Source organism: Achromobacter colocynthidis (genome assembly GCF_057334535.1).
This window is the reverse complement of the sequence record NZ_JBHFIZ010000035.1, coordinates 126885-143825: the sequence shown is the minus strand read 5'-3', so window position 1 is coordinate 143825 and position 16941 is coordinate 126885. Positions and strand designations below refer to the sequence as shown.

Here is a 16941-nt window from a genome sequence, read left to right as displayed (position 1 = left end):
TCCGCATGAATTGGCCAACGGCCATCGTAAAAGAGGTCAGTGGCAATCGTAAGAAAAAAGCCATCGGCCATCTTAAAAAAGGCCCATTGGCCTCATCAATAACAAGCCGGGCGGAAACCGCTTCCGCCCGGCGCCCATGGCTTACGCCAGGTCAAACACCAACACTTCAGCCTTCTTGCCGGCGGACAGTTCGACACGGGTTTCATCCGTGATCGCTGCCGCGTCGCCACCCGACAGTTCAACGCCGTTGACCGTCAAGCTGCCACGCGCCACGTGGACCCAGGCCCGGCGACCGGCCGCCAACTTCAGCGTGGCGGATTCATCGCCATCAAACAGGCCGCCATAAAGCCGCGCGTCTTGATGGATCTTCATCGAACCGTCTTCGCCATCGGGCGACACCAGCGCTTGCAGACGGCCACGCTTTTGCGCATCGCTGAATTCGCGCTCTTCGTATTCCGGCGCAATACCGGTCACGTCGGGCTCGATCCAGATTTGCAGCATGTGCGTTTCGGTGTCGGGCAGCGGGTTGAACTCGGAGTGCATCACGCCGCGTCCCGCGCTCATCCGTTGCACATTGCCCGGCTTGATGGTCGAGCCGCTGCCCATGCTGTCCTTGTGAGCGATGGCGCCGTCCAGCACATAGGTGATGATTTCCATGTCGCGATGGCCGTGGGTGCCAAAACCGCGTCCGGCGGCGATGCGGTCGTCGTTGATGACACGCAGCGAGCCAAAGCCCATGTGAGCCGGGTCGTAGTAGTTGGCGAAGGAGAAGGTGTGAAACGAATCCAGCCATCCGTGGTTGGCGTGACCCCGTTCGTTAGCGCGGCGAATCGTAAGCATTGTGGACTCCTGTTTCAATAATATGAATGATTGTCGGGGTGCTGCGCCAGCGTTGTTTCGTTGCCGTTTCGCTGCACCCTTGGCATGAGTGATATTCTGCGCGCGCCAGATAGGCGTTTTGGCGCTATATTTTGACGAGTTCGTTCAAATATTTTGAATGCCCACTTTTCGACCTGACATGCAGCCCATTACGCCTGAATTACTCATCCTGGTAGACGCCATCGCCCGCCACGGCAGCTTTGCCAAAGCGGCCCGCGAATTGGGCAAGGTGCCCTCGGCGGTGACTTATTCGATACGCAAGCTGGAGGATGGGCTGGACGTGTTGCTGTTCGACCGCTCCGGCCATCGCGCGCTACTGACGCCGGCGGGCGAGGCGCTGCTGAAGGACGGGCGGCATGTGCTGCAATCGTTGGATGACTTGGCTTGCCGCGTCAAGCGAATTGCCACGGGGTGGGAGGTGGAACTGCGCATTGCCGTCAGCGCGGTGTTGCCATGGCGGCCGCTGTATGACCTGATCGCTGAATTCCAGACGCTGGAAAGCGCAACGACACTGCGGTTTTCCAGCGAGGTGCTAAGCGGCAACTGGGATGCGTTGACGTCCAACCGCGCGGATCTGGTCATTGGCGCGGGGGCCAATGCAGAGCCCACCGGGCCGTATCGATCGCAAGCCATCGGCACGACCCAGTTCGGTTTCTGCGTGGCGGCGCACCACCCCTTGGCGTCCTTGCCGCAACCCCTTAGCCGCGCGGACATCACGAAGTACTGCGCGGTGGTGGTGGCGGATACGTCGCGCAACCTGCCACCGCAATCACGCGGCATCCTGGCGGATCAGGCCACGCTGGTCATGCCGTCAATGCAGGCGAAGATTGACGCGCAGGTGCGGGGATTGGGATGCGGTTATTTGCCGCTGACGATGGCGGCGCCGTATTTGGCGCAGGGGTTGTTGGTGGTGTGTGAGACGGATGAAGGGATGTCTCTGACGGAACATGTGGCTTACGCCTGGCGAGCGGAAGCGCCGGGAGAAGCGCTGAAATGGTGGCTGCAGAAGCTGAAGTCGCCGAGGTTGTGTGAGAGTTTGTTGGGGATGGGGTGATGGGTTTCGCGCGATTTATGGCGGGGTTCTTGCGGTGATATGGACGCGCTGCACCCATCCTACGGGGTGCCACAAGGTGCCCTTCGTAGGATGGGTGGAGCGCGCCATGCCGTGCAAAAAAATCTGGACGCCCATCGCGCGCAACCCATCACACGATCACACCATCACTCGTCCTCAATCCCCAATTCACGCAGCTTCCGCGTGATGGTGTTTCGCCCTATCCCCAATCGCGACGCCGCTTCCACGCGGCGGCCACGGCTGGCGTCCAGGGCGCTTTGCAGCAGGATCTTTTCAAACTGACGGGTCAGCGTGGCCATGACCGCGGGTTCGCCGCGTTCCAGCCGGTATTGCGCGTCGCGCAGCAGGGAATCTTGCCAATTGCGCGGTGCGCCCTCGTCAATAACCTGCCCTTGCCCCGCCTGCACCACCGTACCGATGCCTGAAATCGGCGCGGCCGGACGCAAAGGCGCCGATGCCGGCTGTTGCTGCTGGTGTTCCAACGCGCGGATTTCCGGCGGCAGGTCGGCCCGGTCCACGGTCTGGCCGGGGGCCATGACCGTCAGCCAGTGGCAGAAGTTTTCCAACTGCCGGACGTTGCCCGGAAAGTCGAACTTGGTCAGCACGGCCAGCGCATCCGGCGTCAGGCGCTTGACCGGCACTCCCAGCGTGCGGGCGCTGGCAGTCAGAAAGTACTGGGCCAACGCGGGGATATCTTCCACGCGCTCGCGCAGCGGCGGCAGACGCAGCCGGATCACGTTCAGGCGATGGAACAAGTCTTCGCGGAACAAGCCCTGCTCAACTCGCTGTTCCAGCGGCTGGTGGGTGGCTGCCACGATGCGCACGTCCACGCGCACCGGCTGCGCGCCGCCCACGCGATAGAAGCTGCCTTCGGCCAGCACGCGCAACAAACGCGTCTGCAATTCAATCGGCATATCGCCGATTTCGTCCAGGAACAGCGTGCCGCCGTGCGCTTCCTCGAAGCGGCCCCGGCGCAAATTGTTGGCGCCCGTGAACGCGCCGCGTTCGTGGCCGAACAATTCGGCTTCAAGCAGGTCACGCGGAATGGCCGCCGCGTTCAAGGCAACGAAGGGCCCGCTGGCGCGCACGCCGTGGCCGTGCAGCGCACGGGCCACCAATTCCTTGCCCGTGCCCGATTCGCCCGTGATCAACACCGTGACCTTGGACTGAGCCAGCCGGCCAATGGCGCGGAACACTTCCTGCATGGCGGTGGAAGACGACTGCGTCATCATCCAGCGCTCGTTGTTCTGCGCGCCCTCGCCTTGGCCTTCCGGGCTTTCGGGCTGTGCGGATTCCTGCATGGCGCGCTGGATCAGCGCCACCGCTTCGTTCACGTCGAACGGCTTGGCCAGGTAATCAACCGCGCCGCCCTGGAAGGCGGACACGGTGCTGTCCAGATCGGCGAACGCGGTCATCACAATGACCGGCAGGCCGGGATGCCGTTCTTTCAACTGGCGCAACAGCTCCAAACCATTGCCGCCGGGCATGCGGATATCGGATACCAAGGCGACGGGCGTTTCGCGCGACAGCGCTTCCAGCACGTCGGCCGATTGGGAAAAACTACGGGTGGGGACACCAGCGCGGGCCAGGGCCTTTTCGAGGACCCAGCGGATGGCCTGGTCGTCGTCGACGATCCATACGGGTTTCATCAGTGTGCGGGCTCCATCGGTAGGACCAGGCGAAACTCGGTACGCCCGGGTCGGGATTCAAATTCGATGATGCCGCCGTGCTGTTGCACGAAGTCCTGGGCCAGGCTCAAGCCCAGCCCGGTACCGCCGGCCCTTGCCGTGACCAGCGGGTGGAAAATGCGGTCGCGGATGTGGTCCGGCACGCCGGGACCGTTGTCGATGATGGACAGCACCAGCGCCAGCCGGTGTTGCCGATGGGCCAGCATGACCTGCCGGGCCACGCGGGTGCGCAGCGTCACCACGCCGGGTTCCGTCTGCGGGCCTTGCGGCCGCGCAACCAGTTCCTGCGCAGCGTTGCGCGCCACGTTCAGCACCGCCTGCATCAGGCGGGCGGCATCGCCCTTCAAATCTGGCACCGAGGCGTCGTAGTCGCGCAGGATGGTGACATCGTTGCGGAACTCGGCCTGGATCAGCGCGCACACGCGCTCGCAGATTTCATGGATGTTCACCGGCCGCGCGTTCAGCGGCACACGTTGCGGGCCGCTCAGGCGGTCCACCAGCGCCTGCAGGCGGTCGGCTTCGGAAATAATGACTTGGGTGTATTCAGCCAGCGCCGCACTGGGCAGCTCGGCTTCGAGCAATTGCGCGGCGCCGCGCAAACCGCCCAGGGGATTCTTCACTTCATGGGCCAGATTGCGCAACAGCTCGCGGTGCGCTTCTATTTCGTCCACCAGCCGATGGTTGCGGTCGGCCAGCACGCGCTGTTCGATCTCGCGCGTTTCGATCAATACCGGCCAGCGTTGGCCCGTCAGCCCCACCGTGGTGACCGCGACTTCGACGGATTCGGCGGCGCGGCGCAACGAGGCCAATTGCCTGACGTCGGCGTACCTGCCTGCGGCGGCGCGGTCAATGGAGGACTGGATGTTTTCTGGGGTGTCGAACAACGTGGCGGCGGAGTGCCCGGCCAGTTGCTTGCGTGAGCGGCCGAACAGATCTTCGGCGGCGGCGTTGGCGTATTCAATGTGGCCGCGCTCGTTGACCAGGAAAACGGACGTGGCAAGCAGATCGAGAGCTTCTACATTCATTTTTCAACGTACCCGAATGACAGGGGAAAAGCGGAACGCGCCCGCGACGGCGGCGCCGGAACCCGGCGCCCTGCCCGCCAGGCGTGATGCCTGGCGAACAAACCGTCGAGCCGCGACCTGGTGGTGCGCGATGTGTGGGCCCTGGTTTCTGCCTACATCATCGCGCTCCCCCCCGCCACAGCCTCTAAAGGATCAGAGGCTGTAGTACATGTCGAATTCGACCGGGTGCGTGGTCATGCGCAGACGATTCACATCGCCCATCTTCAGATCGATGTAGGCGTTGAGCATGTCGTTGCTGAACACGCCACCACGGGTCAGGAATTCGCGATCGGCGTCCAGGGCTTCCAGCGCTTGTTCCAGCGAGGAGCACACGGTCGGGATCTTTGCGTCTTCTTCCGGCGGCAGGTCGTACAGGTTCTTGTCGGCCGGATCGCCCGGGTGGATCTTGTTCTGCACGCCGTCCAGGCCGGCCATCATCAGGGCCGAGAAGGCCAGGTACGGGTTGGCCAGGGGGTCCGGGAAACGCGCTTCGACGCGGCGGCCCTTCGGGTTGCCAACGTACGGAATGCGGATCGAGGCCGAACGGTTGCGGGCCGAGTAAGCCAGCTTGACCGGGGCTTCGTAGTGTGGAACCAGACGCTTGTACGAGTTGGTACCCGGGTTGGTGATGGCGTTCAGGGCGCGGGCGTGCTTGATGATGCCGCCGATGTAGTACAGCGCGAATTCCGACAGGCCGGCGTAGCCGTTACCCGCGAACAGGTTCTGGCCATCCTTCCAGATGGATTGGTGCACGTGCATGCCGGAACCGTTGTCGCCAACGATGGGCTTGGGCATGAACGTGGCGGTCTTGCCATAGGCATGGGCCACGTTGTGCACGACGTACTTGACGATCTGGGTCCAGTCGGCGCGCTGAACCAGCGTGCTGAACTTGGTGCCGATTTCCAGCTGGCCGGCGCCGGCCACTTCATGGTGGTGCACTTCAACCGGCACGCCCATTTGTTCCATCAGCAGGCACATTTCCGAACGCATGTCCTGGAACGAATCAACCGGGGGAACGGGGAAGTAGCCGCCCTTGACCGCGGGACGATGGCCCGTGTTGCCGCCTTCGAATTCCAGGCCGGTCGACCACGAGGCTTCTTCGGACTTGATCTTGACGAACGTGCCCGACATGTCGGTGTTCCAGGTCACGCCGTCGAACACGAAGAATTCGGGTTCCGGACCGAAGTAGGCGGTGTCGCCCAGGCCGGAGGACTTCAGGTAGGCTTCGGCGCGCTTGGCCAGCGAACGCGGGTCGCGGTCATAGCCCTTCAGGTCCGACGGCTCAACGACGTCGCACGACAGGATCAGGGTCGGCTCTTCGCGGAACGGATCCAGGTTGGCGGTCGAGCAGTCGGGGATGAGCAGCATGTCGGACGCTTCGATGCCCTTCCAACCCGGGATCGACGAACCGTCGAAAGCCTGCCCGCTTTCCAGCTTGTCTTCATCGATCGCGGAGGTGGGCACGGAAACGTGGTGCTCACGGCCAACCGTATCGGTAAAGCGGAAATCCACGAACTTGACTTCGTTATCGGCGATCTGTTTCAGGACGTCTTTCGGGCTTGCCATGTCATCTCCATTAGATAAAAGGGTCGAGGGCTTTGCCGCTCGACTGGCATAAAAGAGGGAAGCAATAAGCGTGCCAGGTTTTCCCTAGGGAATCCCGGGGGGAAAACCGCACGCTTATGGAAACACGAAGCACCATCATGGTGCAAAAGATGGAGCATGATTGCTCCGTTTTGGTGCAAAAGCAACTACAGGAACATTTCCTGCAAGTCGTTCAGAAACCGCCAGCCCAAGGGCGTGGCCTTCAGACGCGTTGGGTCCGCGTCCAGCAAGCCCCGTTTCGATGCTGCCTCCAATTGGTGCGCAATGGCGGCAAGCGACAAACCGGTGCGTTCGTTGAACGTCGTGGCCGGCACCCCGTCCTTCAGGCGCAGCGCGTTAAGCATGAATTCAAAGGGCAATTCATCAGGGCCGACCTGGCGGCTTTCGGCCAGGTGGCTACCGTCGCGCGCCATGGCTGCCTGCATCCAGGACTCCGGATTGCGCAACCGCGCCTCGCGCACGATACGGTCATGAAATGACAGCTTGCCGTGCGCGCCGGGGCCGATGCCCAGGTAGTCGCCAAATTCCCAGTAATTCAGGTTGTGGCGGCAGCGCGCGCCTGGCTTGGCATAGGCCGACACTTCATAGCGGGCCAAGCCGGCTGCGGCCAGTTCCGCTTCAACCGCATCTTGCATGGCTGCGCTGGTGTCGTCATCAGGCAGTTCCGCGGGCGGGAACTTGGCAAAGACGGTGTTGGGTTCCATCGTCAGGTGATACAGCGACAGATGCTCGGTGCCAAACGAGATGGCCTGGCGCAGGTCCGCCACACAGGCGTCCAGGCTTTGGCCGGGCAAGGCGAACATCATGTCCAGGTTCACGCGCGAGACGGCGCGCTGCGCCATGTCGATCGCCGCGCGGGCCTGCGCGGCATCGTGGATGCGGCCCAGCTTTTGCAGTTGCGCATCGTCAAAACTCTGGATACCCAGCGAGAAGCGCGTAACGCCGCTGGCGGCATAGTCGCGGAAGCGACTGGCCTCGGCGGTGCCGGGGTTGGCCTCCATGGTGATCTCGGCGTCTGGCCAAAGGTTCAGACAGGCGCGCAGCATGGCCAGCAGTTCGTCCAATCCGGCCGACGACAGCAGGCTGGGCGTGCCGCCCCCAATGAAGACGGACACCACCTGCCTGCCCCAGATGGACGGCAGCGCCTGTTCAAGATCACTGCGCAAGGCGTCCAGATACGCGCGTTCGGGGATTTCTCCTGGCGCGGCATGGGAATTGAAGTCGCAATACGGGCATTTGCGCACGCACCACGGCACGTGCACATAGATGGACAGCGGCGGCAGGCTGGTCAGCGTGGCCCCGGGCGGCATGCGCACACGCGATGGCGACGCGCCCATGTCGTTGCGGATGGGAATTGTGATGGACATGCGGGTTAAGCGTGGCTGAGTTTGCTCAGCAGTTCGCGCAGGGCGCGGGCGCGATGGCTGACGCGGTTCTTTTCTTCGGGGTCGAGCGAGGCTGCCGTCAAGGCCATGTCGGGCAGGTAGAAGTGCGGGTCGTAGCCAAAGCCGTTCGCGCCTTCGGGCTGGTCGATGATCTCGCCGTGCCACAGGCCTTCGCCAATGATGGGGCACGGGTCGTTTTCCGAACGCACCAGGGCCAGCACCGCCACATACCAGGCGTGGCGGTCGGTTACGCCCGCCAGGTTGCGCACCAGCAGCGCGTTATTGGCCTGGTCGGATTTTTCCCCACCGTGCATCTTGGCGTAGCGAGCCGAATACACGCCGGGCGCGGCGTCCAGGGCGGCCACGCACAGACCGGAGTCGTCGGCCAGGGCCGGCAGGCCGGTCAAGCGGCTGGCATGGCGCGCCTTGGCCAGCGCATTTTCAACAAAGGTTACATGGGGCTCTTCGGCTTCGGGCACGCCGAGCTCGCCTTGAGGCACGAGTTCTACGCCCAGGGGCGCGAACAAGGCGGAAAACTCACGCAACTTGCCGGCGTTGTTGGACGCCAGCACGATGCGGCGCAGGGATTCGGGAATCTTGGGGGAAGTCATGGGGCAAATTGTATAGGGCGCGGGGTGGCGCGCGGCCCCTGCCCCCGCTCATAGCAAGGGGAAACCTCGGTTGACACCCATGTAACAGCGCTTGAAGATTGCGCGTCGCGCGCAGCGGCAACAACGCAGACATATTTTGTTGTCAACATGACCAATCTTGTCACTGATCGTATCTGAACGCCTCGGCGATGACCTCCCTTCACGCTCTGCCTCGGCCGACCACGGCCCGCACGCCATTCACTCTGGGCGACGCGCCCGCATCCGTCGGCTTGGCCGGCATCTTGCAAGAGCGTCTACTTCGGCCTCGCTACCAACCAGTGGTGGACCTGTCCCACACCCGCATCTACGGCCACGAAAGCCTGATACGCGGCCCCGCCGACACCGCCCTGCACTTTCCGGACGCGCTCTTTGCCGAAGCCCGGCGCCGGGGCCTGCACCCGCAGTTGGAGCTGGCCAGCTTTCGGGCCGGTGCCCAGGGGTTTCACAGCAACGAAGCGGCCGGCAAGCTGTTCCTGAACCTGTCGGGGTCAGCGCTGATCCACTATTGGACGCTATGGGGCAGCGATATGCCGCAGCAACTGCTTAAGGATTGCGCACTGCCCGCGTCCAGCATCATCGTCGAGCTGACCGAGCAGGACCCATTGTCGGATCACATGCAGGAACTGGGCGATGCGTTCGCCTGCCTGCGCGAGCACGGCATGCGCATCGCGCTGGACGACTACGGCGTAGGCAACTCGAACTTGCAACTGTGGGCTGAAATGCAGCCCGACCTGGTCAAGATCGACCGCTACTTCTTCGACGGCATCGGCCACGACGACCGCAAGCAAAGCATGGTGCGCGCCATTCTGAAGGTGGCCCAGCACTTGGGCACGGCCATCGTGGCCGAAGGCATCGAGACCGCCGAAGACCTGGCCATGGTGCGCGAGCTGGACATCCGCTATGCGCAAGGCTGGTACTTGGGCCGGCCTGAAGAAACACTGCTGACCGAGCTGACCGCGCCCGTGCGCGATTCGCTGCGCGTACGCAGCACCGCCCCCTTGTCGCAACGCGCGGCGGGCGGCACGGCGGCCAGCCTGCGGGTGGAAGCCCCGGCCGCCTTGCTGGACAAACACACCAACGATGACGTGCACCGGCTTTTTATCGAACAAAAAAACATGCACGCCGTGGCGGTGGTCGACGCCGACAACCGGCCGGTGGGCATCATCAACCGGCGCGACTTTTCGGAGCATTACGCGCAGCGCTACACGCGCGAACTGTTCGGCCGCGACCGCTGTTCAACCTTCATGAACGCCGAACCGGTGCTGGTGGACCTTAACGTGTCCATCGACCAGCTCAGCCATGTGCTGATTTCGGAAGACCAGCGCTACCTGATGGACGGCCTGATCATCACGCGGGATGGCCGTTACGACGGCCTGGCAACTGGCGAAACGCTGGTGCGTTCCGTGACCGAAATGCGGATCGAAGCGGCGCGCTACGCCAACCCGCTGACGTCCCTGCCCGGCAACATTCCCATCAGTCGCCACATTGCAACCCTGCTGGAAGACGCGGCCGACTTCACGGTTTGCTATGGCGACCTGAACAACTTCAAGCCCTTCAACGACGTGTACGGCTATTGGCGCGGCGACGACATGATCATGCTGACCGCCGAAGTCTTCAAGCAACATTGCGACCCCTTGCGCGACTTTGTCGGCCATGTGGGCGGCGATGATTTCGTGGTGCTGTTCCGCAGCCCGGACTGGGCCGAGCGCGTGCAGCGCATCATTGCGGAATTCAACGAGCAAGCCACCGCCCTGTACGACGACCTGGGCCGCAAGAATGGCGGCATCGAAGCGGAAGACCGCTACGGCGTGCCGCGCTTCTTCCCCTTCGTCACGCTGGGTGTCGGTGCGCTGACCGTCACCCCCTCGCTATGCGAGCGCATCCGCCCGGAGGACATCGCGTCGGCCGCCGCGAACGTCAAGCACAAGGTCAAGCATGGGAACCTGTCGCTGGTGATCGAGCGCTACACCGGCGGCGTCCTGCCCGACCTGGCCGCGTAACTGGCCGATCGAGGCCTGCACGGCCGAGGCGTTCTGGGCCGCCTGGGCGATCTGGAACACGGCCACCGCCCGGCGCAGGCCTTGCGCCTGGATCTCCAGGGCTGCGGCGGCGGCGGCGGTCTGCTCGACCATGGCGGCGTTTTCCTGGGTGGACCTTTCAATATCGGCCACCGCGTCGTTCACCGAGGCAATGCCCGCGGCCTGTTCGGCCGTGGCGTTTGAAATTTCGGCCACGATCTGCGTCACCCGGTCCACCGACACCACCATGTCGCGCATGGTGTCGCCGGCCAGGTTCACTTGACGCACGCCGGCCTGCACGCGCTCGGCGGAATCTTCGATCAGCCCTTTGATTTCCTTGGCCGCCTGCGCGCTGCGTTGCGCCAGCGAGCGCACCTCGCCCGCCACCACCGCGAAACCCTTGCCCTGCTCGCCTGCACGCGCCGCCTCGACGGCGGCGTTCAAGGCCAGGATGTTGGTCTGAAAAGCAATGCTGTCCACCACGCCCACGATTTCACCGATGCGGCGCGCGCTGTCGGCAATGCCCTGCATGCTTTGCACGACCTCGTCCACCGCACGCCCGCCGCGCTGGGCCAATTGCGTGGCGCTTTCCGCCTGGCGGCTGGCCAGGTCGGCGTTACCCGCCGTAAGCTGGACGGTGTGGGCCAACTGCGTCATGTTGGCGGCGGCTTCCTGCAAGGACCCGGCCTGGCGCGCGGTGCGGTCGGACATATCCGCGCCGCCTGCCGCGATCTCGCCGGAGCCGGTGTGAATTTCCTCGACACCATGGCGCACCGAGGCCACCGCCGCCGACAACCCCGTCTGCATGCGGCGCATGGCTGAATACAGCACGCCGATTTCGTTGTCGCCGCGCGTGGCGATGGCGCCGGTCAGATCGCCATCGGCGATACGGTCGAAGTGCGCGCCGGCCTCGTTCAGCGGGCGCAGAATGCTGCGTCGAAACGCCAGCCGAATCAGCACGGCCAGCAACAGCACCACCGCCAGCACCACGCCGGCCACCATGATGACGCGCTCCAGGGTTTGGCTGGCGCTGGCAACGGCGGCCTGGCCCTGCTCGCGTGCGTAGGTCTGATAGGCGTCCGCCTGCTTAACATAGGCCGCGCCGCTGGCGGGCAGCACCTTGTCCACCAGCCGGTTCACTTCGATGCCGTTCCATCCTTGCGTCGCCTGCAGCATGGGGGCCAGGGTCTGGTCCGCGAAGGCGGTGTACGCGGCCAGCAACTGTTCAAACAACGGACCGCCTTGCGCGCTGGTATCCGGATTGCCGCGGAGCCGCGCAAGGCTCTCGCCCGCCTGCTTGAGCAGCGCCTCGGCCTGCGCCAGGGATTGGTTGCGCGCCTCTTCCAGCCCGCCTTCCATACTGGTCTTGGCGTCGGCCAGCGCGGCGCGCGCCTGGAACAACCGGCTGGTCATGTTGGCCAGGTCGCTGGCGCGTTCGATGCTGCCCCGGCCCAGGGCTTCGATGTCGGCGCGGTTGTCGCGCAATACCGCAATGCCCGCCGCCGCTGCAATGGCAAACAACAACACGAACAACGCCAGAATGGCCGATACCGCCGTGGTGACCCTAAGATTTTTCTGCATATCCATCCGTCTATAGCCGGGCGCCGTGGGGCGCAGTGCCCTGGATTATGGACAGGCAGTTTGGCAATTTCTTGACACAACTGCCTTGGGCACTGACCAACGCCGGTCATGAAAGTGCGCTTTTGCGAACAGGAACCCCGTATTAAGGAATTGTGAATTGGCACGCCCGCGCCCATGCGGCACATTCGATGCTGTACCGATCCATTCTTTTGCCTTTCACAAGACCCACTACACCCCTATGCCCCACGCCTCACACGACTATCAGGACATCCGCGAAGCCGTGCGCGATCTTTGCGCGCAATTTCCGGGCGAGTATTTCCGCAAGGTTGATGAAGAACGCGGCTACCCCGAGGACTTTGTCCGCGCACTGACCGAGGCCGGCTGGCTGGCCGCGCTGATTCCCCAGGAATACGGCGGCTCGGGTCTGGGGCTGACCGAAGCGTCGGTCATCATGGAAGAGATCAACCGCAGCGGCGGCAATTCCGGCGCCTGCCACGGCCAGATGTACAACATGGGCACCCTGCTGCGCCACGGCTCGGAGGCGCAGAAACGCGAGTACCTGCCGCGCATCGCCGCGGGCGAACTGCGGTTGCAGTCGATGGGCGTAACCGAACCCACCACCGGCACCGACACCACCAAGATCAAAACCACGGCCGTGCGCCGTGGCGCCCGCTACGTCATCAATGGCCAGAAGGTCTGGATTTCGCGCGTGCAGCATTCCGACCTGATGATTCTTCTGGCGCGCACCACGCCGCTGGACCAGGTGACGCGCAAGTCCGAAGGCATGTCGATCTTCCTGGTGGACCTGCATCACGCCGTCAAGCACGGCATGACGATCCGCCCCATTCCCAACATGGTCAACCACGAGACCAATGAACTGTTTTTCGACAACCTGGAAATTCCCGTCGAAAACTTGATCGGTGAAGAAGGCAAAGGCTTCAAGTACATCCTGGACGGCTTGAATGCCGAACGCACGCTGATTGCCGCCGAGTGCATCGGCGACGGCTACTGGTTCGTGGACAAGGTCACCGCCTACGCAAAGGAACGCATGGTGTTCGGCCGCCCGATCGGCCAGAACCAGGGCGTGCAATTCCCGATCGCCCGCGCCCACATCAACGTGGAAGCCGCCAGCCTGATGCGCTACGAAGCCTGCCGGCTATTCGACGCGCACCAACCCTGCGGGGCGCAGGCCAACATGGCCAAGCTGCTGGCCGCGGATGCGTCGTGGGAAGCCGCCAACGCCTGCCTGCAGTTCCACGGCGGGTTCGGCTTTGCCACCGAATACGACGTGGAACGCAAGTTCCGCGAGACGCGGCTTTATCAGGTGGCGCCGATTTCAACCAACCTGATTTTGTCTTACGTTGCCGAACACATCCTGGGCTTGCCCCGTTCCTTCTGACTCGACATCAATGCTCATGACCGCAACCAAAGACACTCCCCATCTAAGCGCCGAACTGGCCACCTTTGCCGCCAACCTGCGCTACGAAGACATTCCCGCGCCGGTATTGCGCCGCGCCGAAGACCTGTTGCTGGATTGCCTGGCGTCGATACTCGCCGGCGCGTCGGCCCGCGCGGTGCTGGCCATAGACCGGTATGCCGCTGCGATGGGGCCGTCCGATGGCCCCAGCGAAGTACTGATCAACCGCCGCCGCACCACGCCGCTGTTTGCCGCCATGGTGAATGCGGCGGCGGCCCATGTGGTGGAGCAGGACGACGTCCACAACGGTTCCGTGTTCCATCCGGCCGCCGTGGTGTTCCCGCCCGCGCTGGCGGTTGCGCAGGCGCTGGGCAGTTCGGGGCGTGATCTGTTGGTGGCGTCGGTTGCGGGCTATGAAGTGGGCATCCGGGTGGGTGAATTCCTGGGGCGCTCGCACTACAAGATTTTCCACACGACGGGCACGGCCGGCACCTTGGCCGCCGCCGTCACCACCGGTCGCCTGCTCAAGCTCACGCCCGAGCAGATGCTGCACGCCTTGGGCTCGGCCGGCACACAGGCGGCCGGTCTGTGGGAGTTTCTGCGTGATGCGGCCGACTCCAAGCAACTGCATACGGCCAAGGCCGCGGCCGATGGCATGACCGCCGCCTACCTGGCACGCGAGGGCTTCACCGGTGCGCGCCACATCCTGGAAGGCCCGCAGGGCATGGCGGCGGGTATGTCCACGGATGCGGACCCTTCCAAGCTTTGCGACCGTCTGGGCGAACGCTGGGCCTTGGCCGAGACGTCATTCAAGTTCCATGCTTCGTGCCGTCACACGCACCCGGCGGCGGACGCCTTGCAACAGGCGCTGCGGGAAAACAAGCTGACGGAGGCGGATGTGGAGCGCGTGGTGGCGCATGTGCACCAGGGCGCGATCGATGTGCTGGGCCCGGTGGTCAACCCGCAAACGGTGCACCAGTCCAAGTTTTCGATGGGCACGGTGCTGGCGCTGATCGCCCGCCAAGGGCGCGCGGGCTTGGCGGAATTTGATGCGGGGCTGGATGACCCGGCGGTGGCAGCGTTCCGGGGGAAAGTGGAGATGGTGCTGGACGCCGAGGTCGACAACGCCTATCCGCAACGTTGGATCGGTAAAGTCACCGTCACCACACGCGACGGCCGCACGCTGCACGGCCGCGTCGACGAACCCAAGGGCGACCCCGGCAACACCCTGAGCCGCCCCGAAATCGAAGACAAGACGCTAAGCCTGGGCCGCTACGCCAATGCGGCGACGGAATCGGAGCTACGCGGCCTGATAGATAAAATCTGGGCCTTGGAAAAGGCAGAGAAAGTGGGCACCCTATTGCCCACGTAGGATGGGTGCAGCGCGAGATTTCCATTCAATAGAAAACCGAATTCCAACGCGCGTAACCCATCAAGCAGCGGTGAAGCCCAAGCCGATTTCACCAAAGAACCGGCAAGGCAAAAAATCACCGCCGCACGATGGGTTACGCGCGTTTCCCAGCAGAATTCTTGCCGGCCGCTTCCCGCGCTTCACCCATCCTACAAAAGTCGCGCCGGCGCAGCCCATAGGGCGCAGACCGAACAGGTCGCGCCAGCGCAGCCCGTAGGGCGCAGACCGAATAGGTCGCGCCAGCAGAGCGCGTTCAGCGCACCGACCAATCAGGTCACACCAGCGCAGCCCGTTGCGCCTTGACCAGGCTCGCGATCCCGCCTTCCGCCAGCACCAGCATGGTGTCCAACTCAGCGCGGGTGAAGGTTGCGCCTTCGCCGGTGCCTTGCACTTCCACGAACGCTCCGCTGCCCGTCATGATGACGTTGACGTCGGCGTCGCAGGCGGAATCTTCCTGGTAGTCCAGATCCAGCACCGAACGCCCTTGCACCAGGCCCACGGACACGGCGGCGACGGCGTCGCGGATCGGATTTACCGCCAGATCGCCGCGCTTCATCAGCAAGGCCACCGCATCCGCGGCCGCGACCCAGGCGCCGGTGATGCTGGCGCAGCGGGTGCCGCCGTCAGCCTGGAGCACATCGCAATCCAGATGCAAGGTGCGTTCGCCCAGTGCCCGCATGTCGAACACGGCGCGCAGGCTGCGGCCGATCAGGCGTTGGATTTCCTGCGTGCGGCCGCTTTGCTTGCCGCGCGCGGCTTCGCGGTCACCGCGCGTATGCGTCGCGCGCGGCAGCATGCCGTATTCCGCCGTGACCCAGCCTTCACCCTTGCCCTTCAAGAACGGCGGCACCTTTTCCAGCACGCTTGCCGTACACAGGACATGCGTGTCGCCCGCCTTCACCAGTACCGACCCTTCGGCGTAGCGCGTGAAGCCGCGCTCCAGGCTGAACGGCCGCAATTCGTCGACGGCGCGGCCAGACGGACGGGCGATGGTGGGCGTAGTGGTCACAGGCAGACTCCAGACAGAAATAGGGTTCGCGGCATTGTACGGGCAGCCGCCGCAGGAAATCCCGGCTTGGAGTATCCTGCCGCGATATATCCGGTTCAATAAACAGACCCGCCCCCTTTACCAGGATGCCGCGGGTCCCGGCGCAACCGGCTCTTACCCCAAGCTTCACCAGGACACGCCCATGATTCGCAGCATGACCGCCTTCGGCAACGCCCGAGCAGACCTAGAACAAGGCACGCTTGCCATTGAACTGCGCAGCGTCAACAGCCGCTTCCTTGATTTGTATTTCCGCTTGCCCGACGAACTGCGGCACGTTGAAACGCCGTTGCGCGAACTGTTGACGGCCAATCTGGCGCGCGGCAAGGTCGAGATCCGTGTGTCGTTCACCCGCAATGCCAGCACCGACCTGTCCAAGCTCGATCCGGCCTGGCTGGAAAGCCTGGCCGAGCAGCTCCAGGCGGCCCGCCGCATCGTTCCCGATATCTCTCCCCCCCGGCTGGTGGAACTGTTCAACTGGCCCGGCCAACGCGGCAACGACGCGCTGGACCCGCAGATCTGGGGCGCCGCTTGTTTGCAAGCCGCGCAACAGGCCCTGACGCAATTGCAGGAAGGCCGCGCGCGCGAAGGCGAACGCCTGGCAGGCATGATGCGCGAGTGCGCCGATGGGGTCGCCCGTGTAGTCGACATCGTTCAGGCGCATCTGCCGCAGTTGCTGTCCGACCATCGCGACAAGCTGGCTGCCAAGCTGCGCGAAAGCGTGGAATCGGCGTTTCCGGGCGGTTTCACGCACATCTCGGGCACGGAATTGTCCGAGCGCCTGTCGCAGGAAGCCAACCTGTTTGCGCTGCGTATTGATGTCGCGGAAGAACTGTCGCGGCTGCGTTCGCACCTTGAAGAATTGCGTCACCTGCTGACCGACGGCGGCGGCAAGGCGGCGTCGGGCAAGAAGCACGCCGGCAGCGCCGGCAAGCGCCTGGATTTCCTGTTCCAGGAAATGAACCGCGAAGCCAACACCCTGGGCTCCAAGGCAGGCAGCATGGAAGTCACCCGCGCCGCCATGGATCTGAAACTGCTTATCGAGCAAATGCGCGAACAGGCGCAAAACATCGAGTAACGCGACGCGCGTTGCCAATGCTTCAAGGCCGCGATAACGCGGCCTTTT

The 16941-nt window shown here is 63.9% G+C and carries 12 protein-coding genes and 1 pseudogene; 5 read left to right on the top strand and 8 right to left on the bottom strand.

Annotation, left to right across the window (positions count from 1 at the left end; all coding sequences use genetic code 11):
- Positions 1-141: 141 nt before the first annotated feature.
- A complete protein-coding gene (locus ACE04A_RS16460) occupies positions 142-840 on the bottom strand; it encodes a pirin family protein (RefSeq protein ID WP_100855875.1) in 699 nt (232 codons plus the stop codon).
- Positions 841-1018: 178 nt separating this feature from the next.
- Here ACE04A_RS16460 and ACE04A_RS16455 point away from each other — a divergent pair, with 178 nt between their 5' ends.
- Positions 1019-1933, top strand: coding sequence for a LysR family transcriptional regulator (locus ACE04A_RS16455; RefSeq protein ID WP_050446875.1), 915 nt, complete (start codon positions 1019-1021; stop codon positions 1931-1933).
- Between the two features lie 164 nt (positions 1934-2097).
- Here the strand turns inward: ACE04A_RS16455 and ntrC are convergent, their stop codons facing one another.
- The 5 genes from ntrC to rdgB all read right to left on the bottom strand — a co-directional run bounded on the left by ntrC (position 2098) and on the right by rdgB (position 8304).
- A complete protein-coding gene (gene ntrC / locus ACE04A_RS16450) occupies positions 2098-3600 on the bottom strand; it encodes a nitrogen regulation protein NR(I) (protein ID WP_485820308.1) in 1503 nt (500 codons plus the stop codon).
- Positions 3600-4664: a nitrogen regulation protein NR(II) gene (gene glnL, locus ACE04A_RS16445; protein WP_100855878.1), complete on the bottom strand. Its 1065-nt coding sequence runs from the start codon at positions 4662-4664 to the stop codon at positions 3600-3602. The genes ntrC and glnL overlap by 1 nt, the downstream gene beginning before the upstream one ends.
- Before the next feature lie 192 nt (positions 4665-4856).
- Positions 4857-6269, bottom strand: coding sequence for a type I glutamate--ammonia ligase (glnA, locus tag ACE04A_RS16440; RefSeq protein WP_100855879.1), 1413 nt, complete (start codon positions 6267-6269; stop codon positions 4857-4859).
- 185 nt (positions 6270-6454) lie between these two features.
- On the bottom strand, positions 6455-7675 hold the full coding sequence (hemW, locus tag ACE04A_RS16435) for a radical SAM family heme chaperone HemW (protein ID WP_448718757.1): 1221 nt from the start codon (positions 7673-7675) through the stop codon (positions 6455-6457).
- 5 nt (positions 7676-7680) lie between these two features.
- Positions 7681-8304, bottom strand: a complete 624-nt coding sequence (gene rdgB / locus ACE04A_RS16430; protein ID WP_100855881.1) for an RdgB/HAM1 family non-canonical purine NTP pyrophosphatase — start codon at positions 8302-8304, stop codon at positions 7681-7683.
- 188 nt (positions 8305-8492) lie between these two features.
- On the opposite strand from rdgB, the gene ACE04A_RS16425 reads away from it, so the two are divergent.
- A complete protein-coding gene (locus ACE04A_RS16425; RefSeq protein ID WP_259247769.1) occupies positions 8493-10343 on the top strand; it encodes an EAL domain-containing protein in 1851 nt (616 codons plus the stop codon).
- Between the two features lie 165 nt (positions 10344-10508).
- Here ACE04A_RS16425 and ACE04A_RS16420 read toward each other — a convergent pair.
- Positions 10509-11942, bottom strand: a pseudogene (locus ACE04A_RS16420) (methyl-accepting chemotaxis protein); the annotation flags it as partial.
- Positions 11943-12180: 238 nt separating this feature from the next.
- Here ACE04A_RS16420 and ACE04A_RS16415 point away from each other — a divergent pair.
- Complete coding sequence (locus tag ACE04A_RS16415; RefSeq protein ID WP_485820307.1) at positions 12181-13341, top strand: acyl-CoA dehydrogenase family protein; 1161 nt, start codon at positions 12181-12183, stop codon at positions 13339-13341.
- A 16-nt stretch (positions 13342-13357) separates the two neighbouring features.
- Positions 13358-14731, top strand: coding sequence for an MmgE/PrpD family protein (locus ACE04A_RS16410; protein ID WP_448718756.1), 1374 nt, complete (start codon positions 13358-13360; stop codon positions 14729-14731).
- 313 nt (positions 14732-15044) lie between these two features.
- Here ACE04A_RS16410 and rph read toward each other — a convergent pair whose 3' ends face one another.
- Positions 15045-15779 carry a ribonuclease PH gene (rph, locus tag ACE04A_RS16405; RefSeq protein WP_279996164.1) on the bottom strand — a complete coding sequence of 245 codons (735 nt, stop codon included), beginning with the start codon at positions 15777-15779 and terminating at the stop codon, positions 15045-15047.
- A 181-nt stretch (positions 15780-15960) separates the two neighbouring features.
- Here rph and ACE04A_RS16400 point away from each other — a divergent pair, with 181 nt between their 5' ends.
- A complete protein-coding gene (locus tag ACE04A_RS16400) occupies positions 15961-16893 on the top strand; it encodes a YicC/YloC family endoribonuclease (RefSeq protein ID WP_448718755.1) in 933 nt (310 codons plus the stop codon).
- Positions 16894-16941 lie beyond the last annotated feature (48 nt).

Excerpts from the sequence above, each read along its gene's own strand:
- ACE04A_RS16415 (WP_485820307.1), top strand. The coding sequence starts at position 12,181 with ATGCCCCACGCCTCACACGACTATCAGGACATCCGCGAAGCCGTGCGC.
- ACE04A_RS16460 (WP_100855875.1), bottom strand. The coding sequence starts at position 840 with ATGCTTACGATTCGCCGCGCTAACGAACGGGGTCACGCCAACCACGGA.
- rdgB (WP_100855881.1), bottom strand. The coding sequence starts at position 8,304 with ATGACTTCCCCCAAGATTCCCGAATCCCTGCGCCGCATCGTGCTGGCG.
- hemW (WP_448718757.1), bottom strand. The coding sequence starts at position 7,675 with ATGTCCATCACAATTCCCATCCGCAACGACATGGGCGCGTCGCCATCG.
- ACE04A_RS16400 (WP_448718755.1), top strand. The coding sequence starts at position 15,961 with ATGATTCGCAGCATGACCGCCTTCGGCAACGCCCGAGCAGACCTAGAA.
- ACE04A_RS16410 (WP_448718756.1), top strand. The coding sequence starts at position 13,358 with ATGACCGCAACCAAAGACACTCCCCATCTAAGCGCCGAACTGGCCACC.
- glnL (WP_100855878.1), bottom strand. The coding sequence starts at position 4,664 with ATGAATGTAGAAGCTCTCGATCTGCTTGCCACGTCCGTTTTCCTGGTC.
- ntrC (WP_485820308.1), bottom strand. The coding sequence starts at position 3,600 with ATGAAACCCGTATGGATCGTCGACGACGACCAGGCCATCCGCTGGGTC.
- glnA (WP_100855879.1), bottom strand. The coding sequence starts at position 6,269 with ATGGCAAGCCCGAAAGACGTCCTGAAACAGATCGCCGATAACGAAGTC.
- ACE04A_RS16455 (WP_050446875.1), top strand. The coding sequence starts at position 1,019 with ATGCAGCCCATTACGCCTGAATTACTCATCCTGGTAGACGCCATCGCC.
- ACE04A_RS16425 (WP_259247769.1), top strand. The coding sequence starts at position 8,493 with ATGACCTCCCTTCACGCTCTGCCTCGGCCGACCACGGCCCGCACGCCA.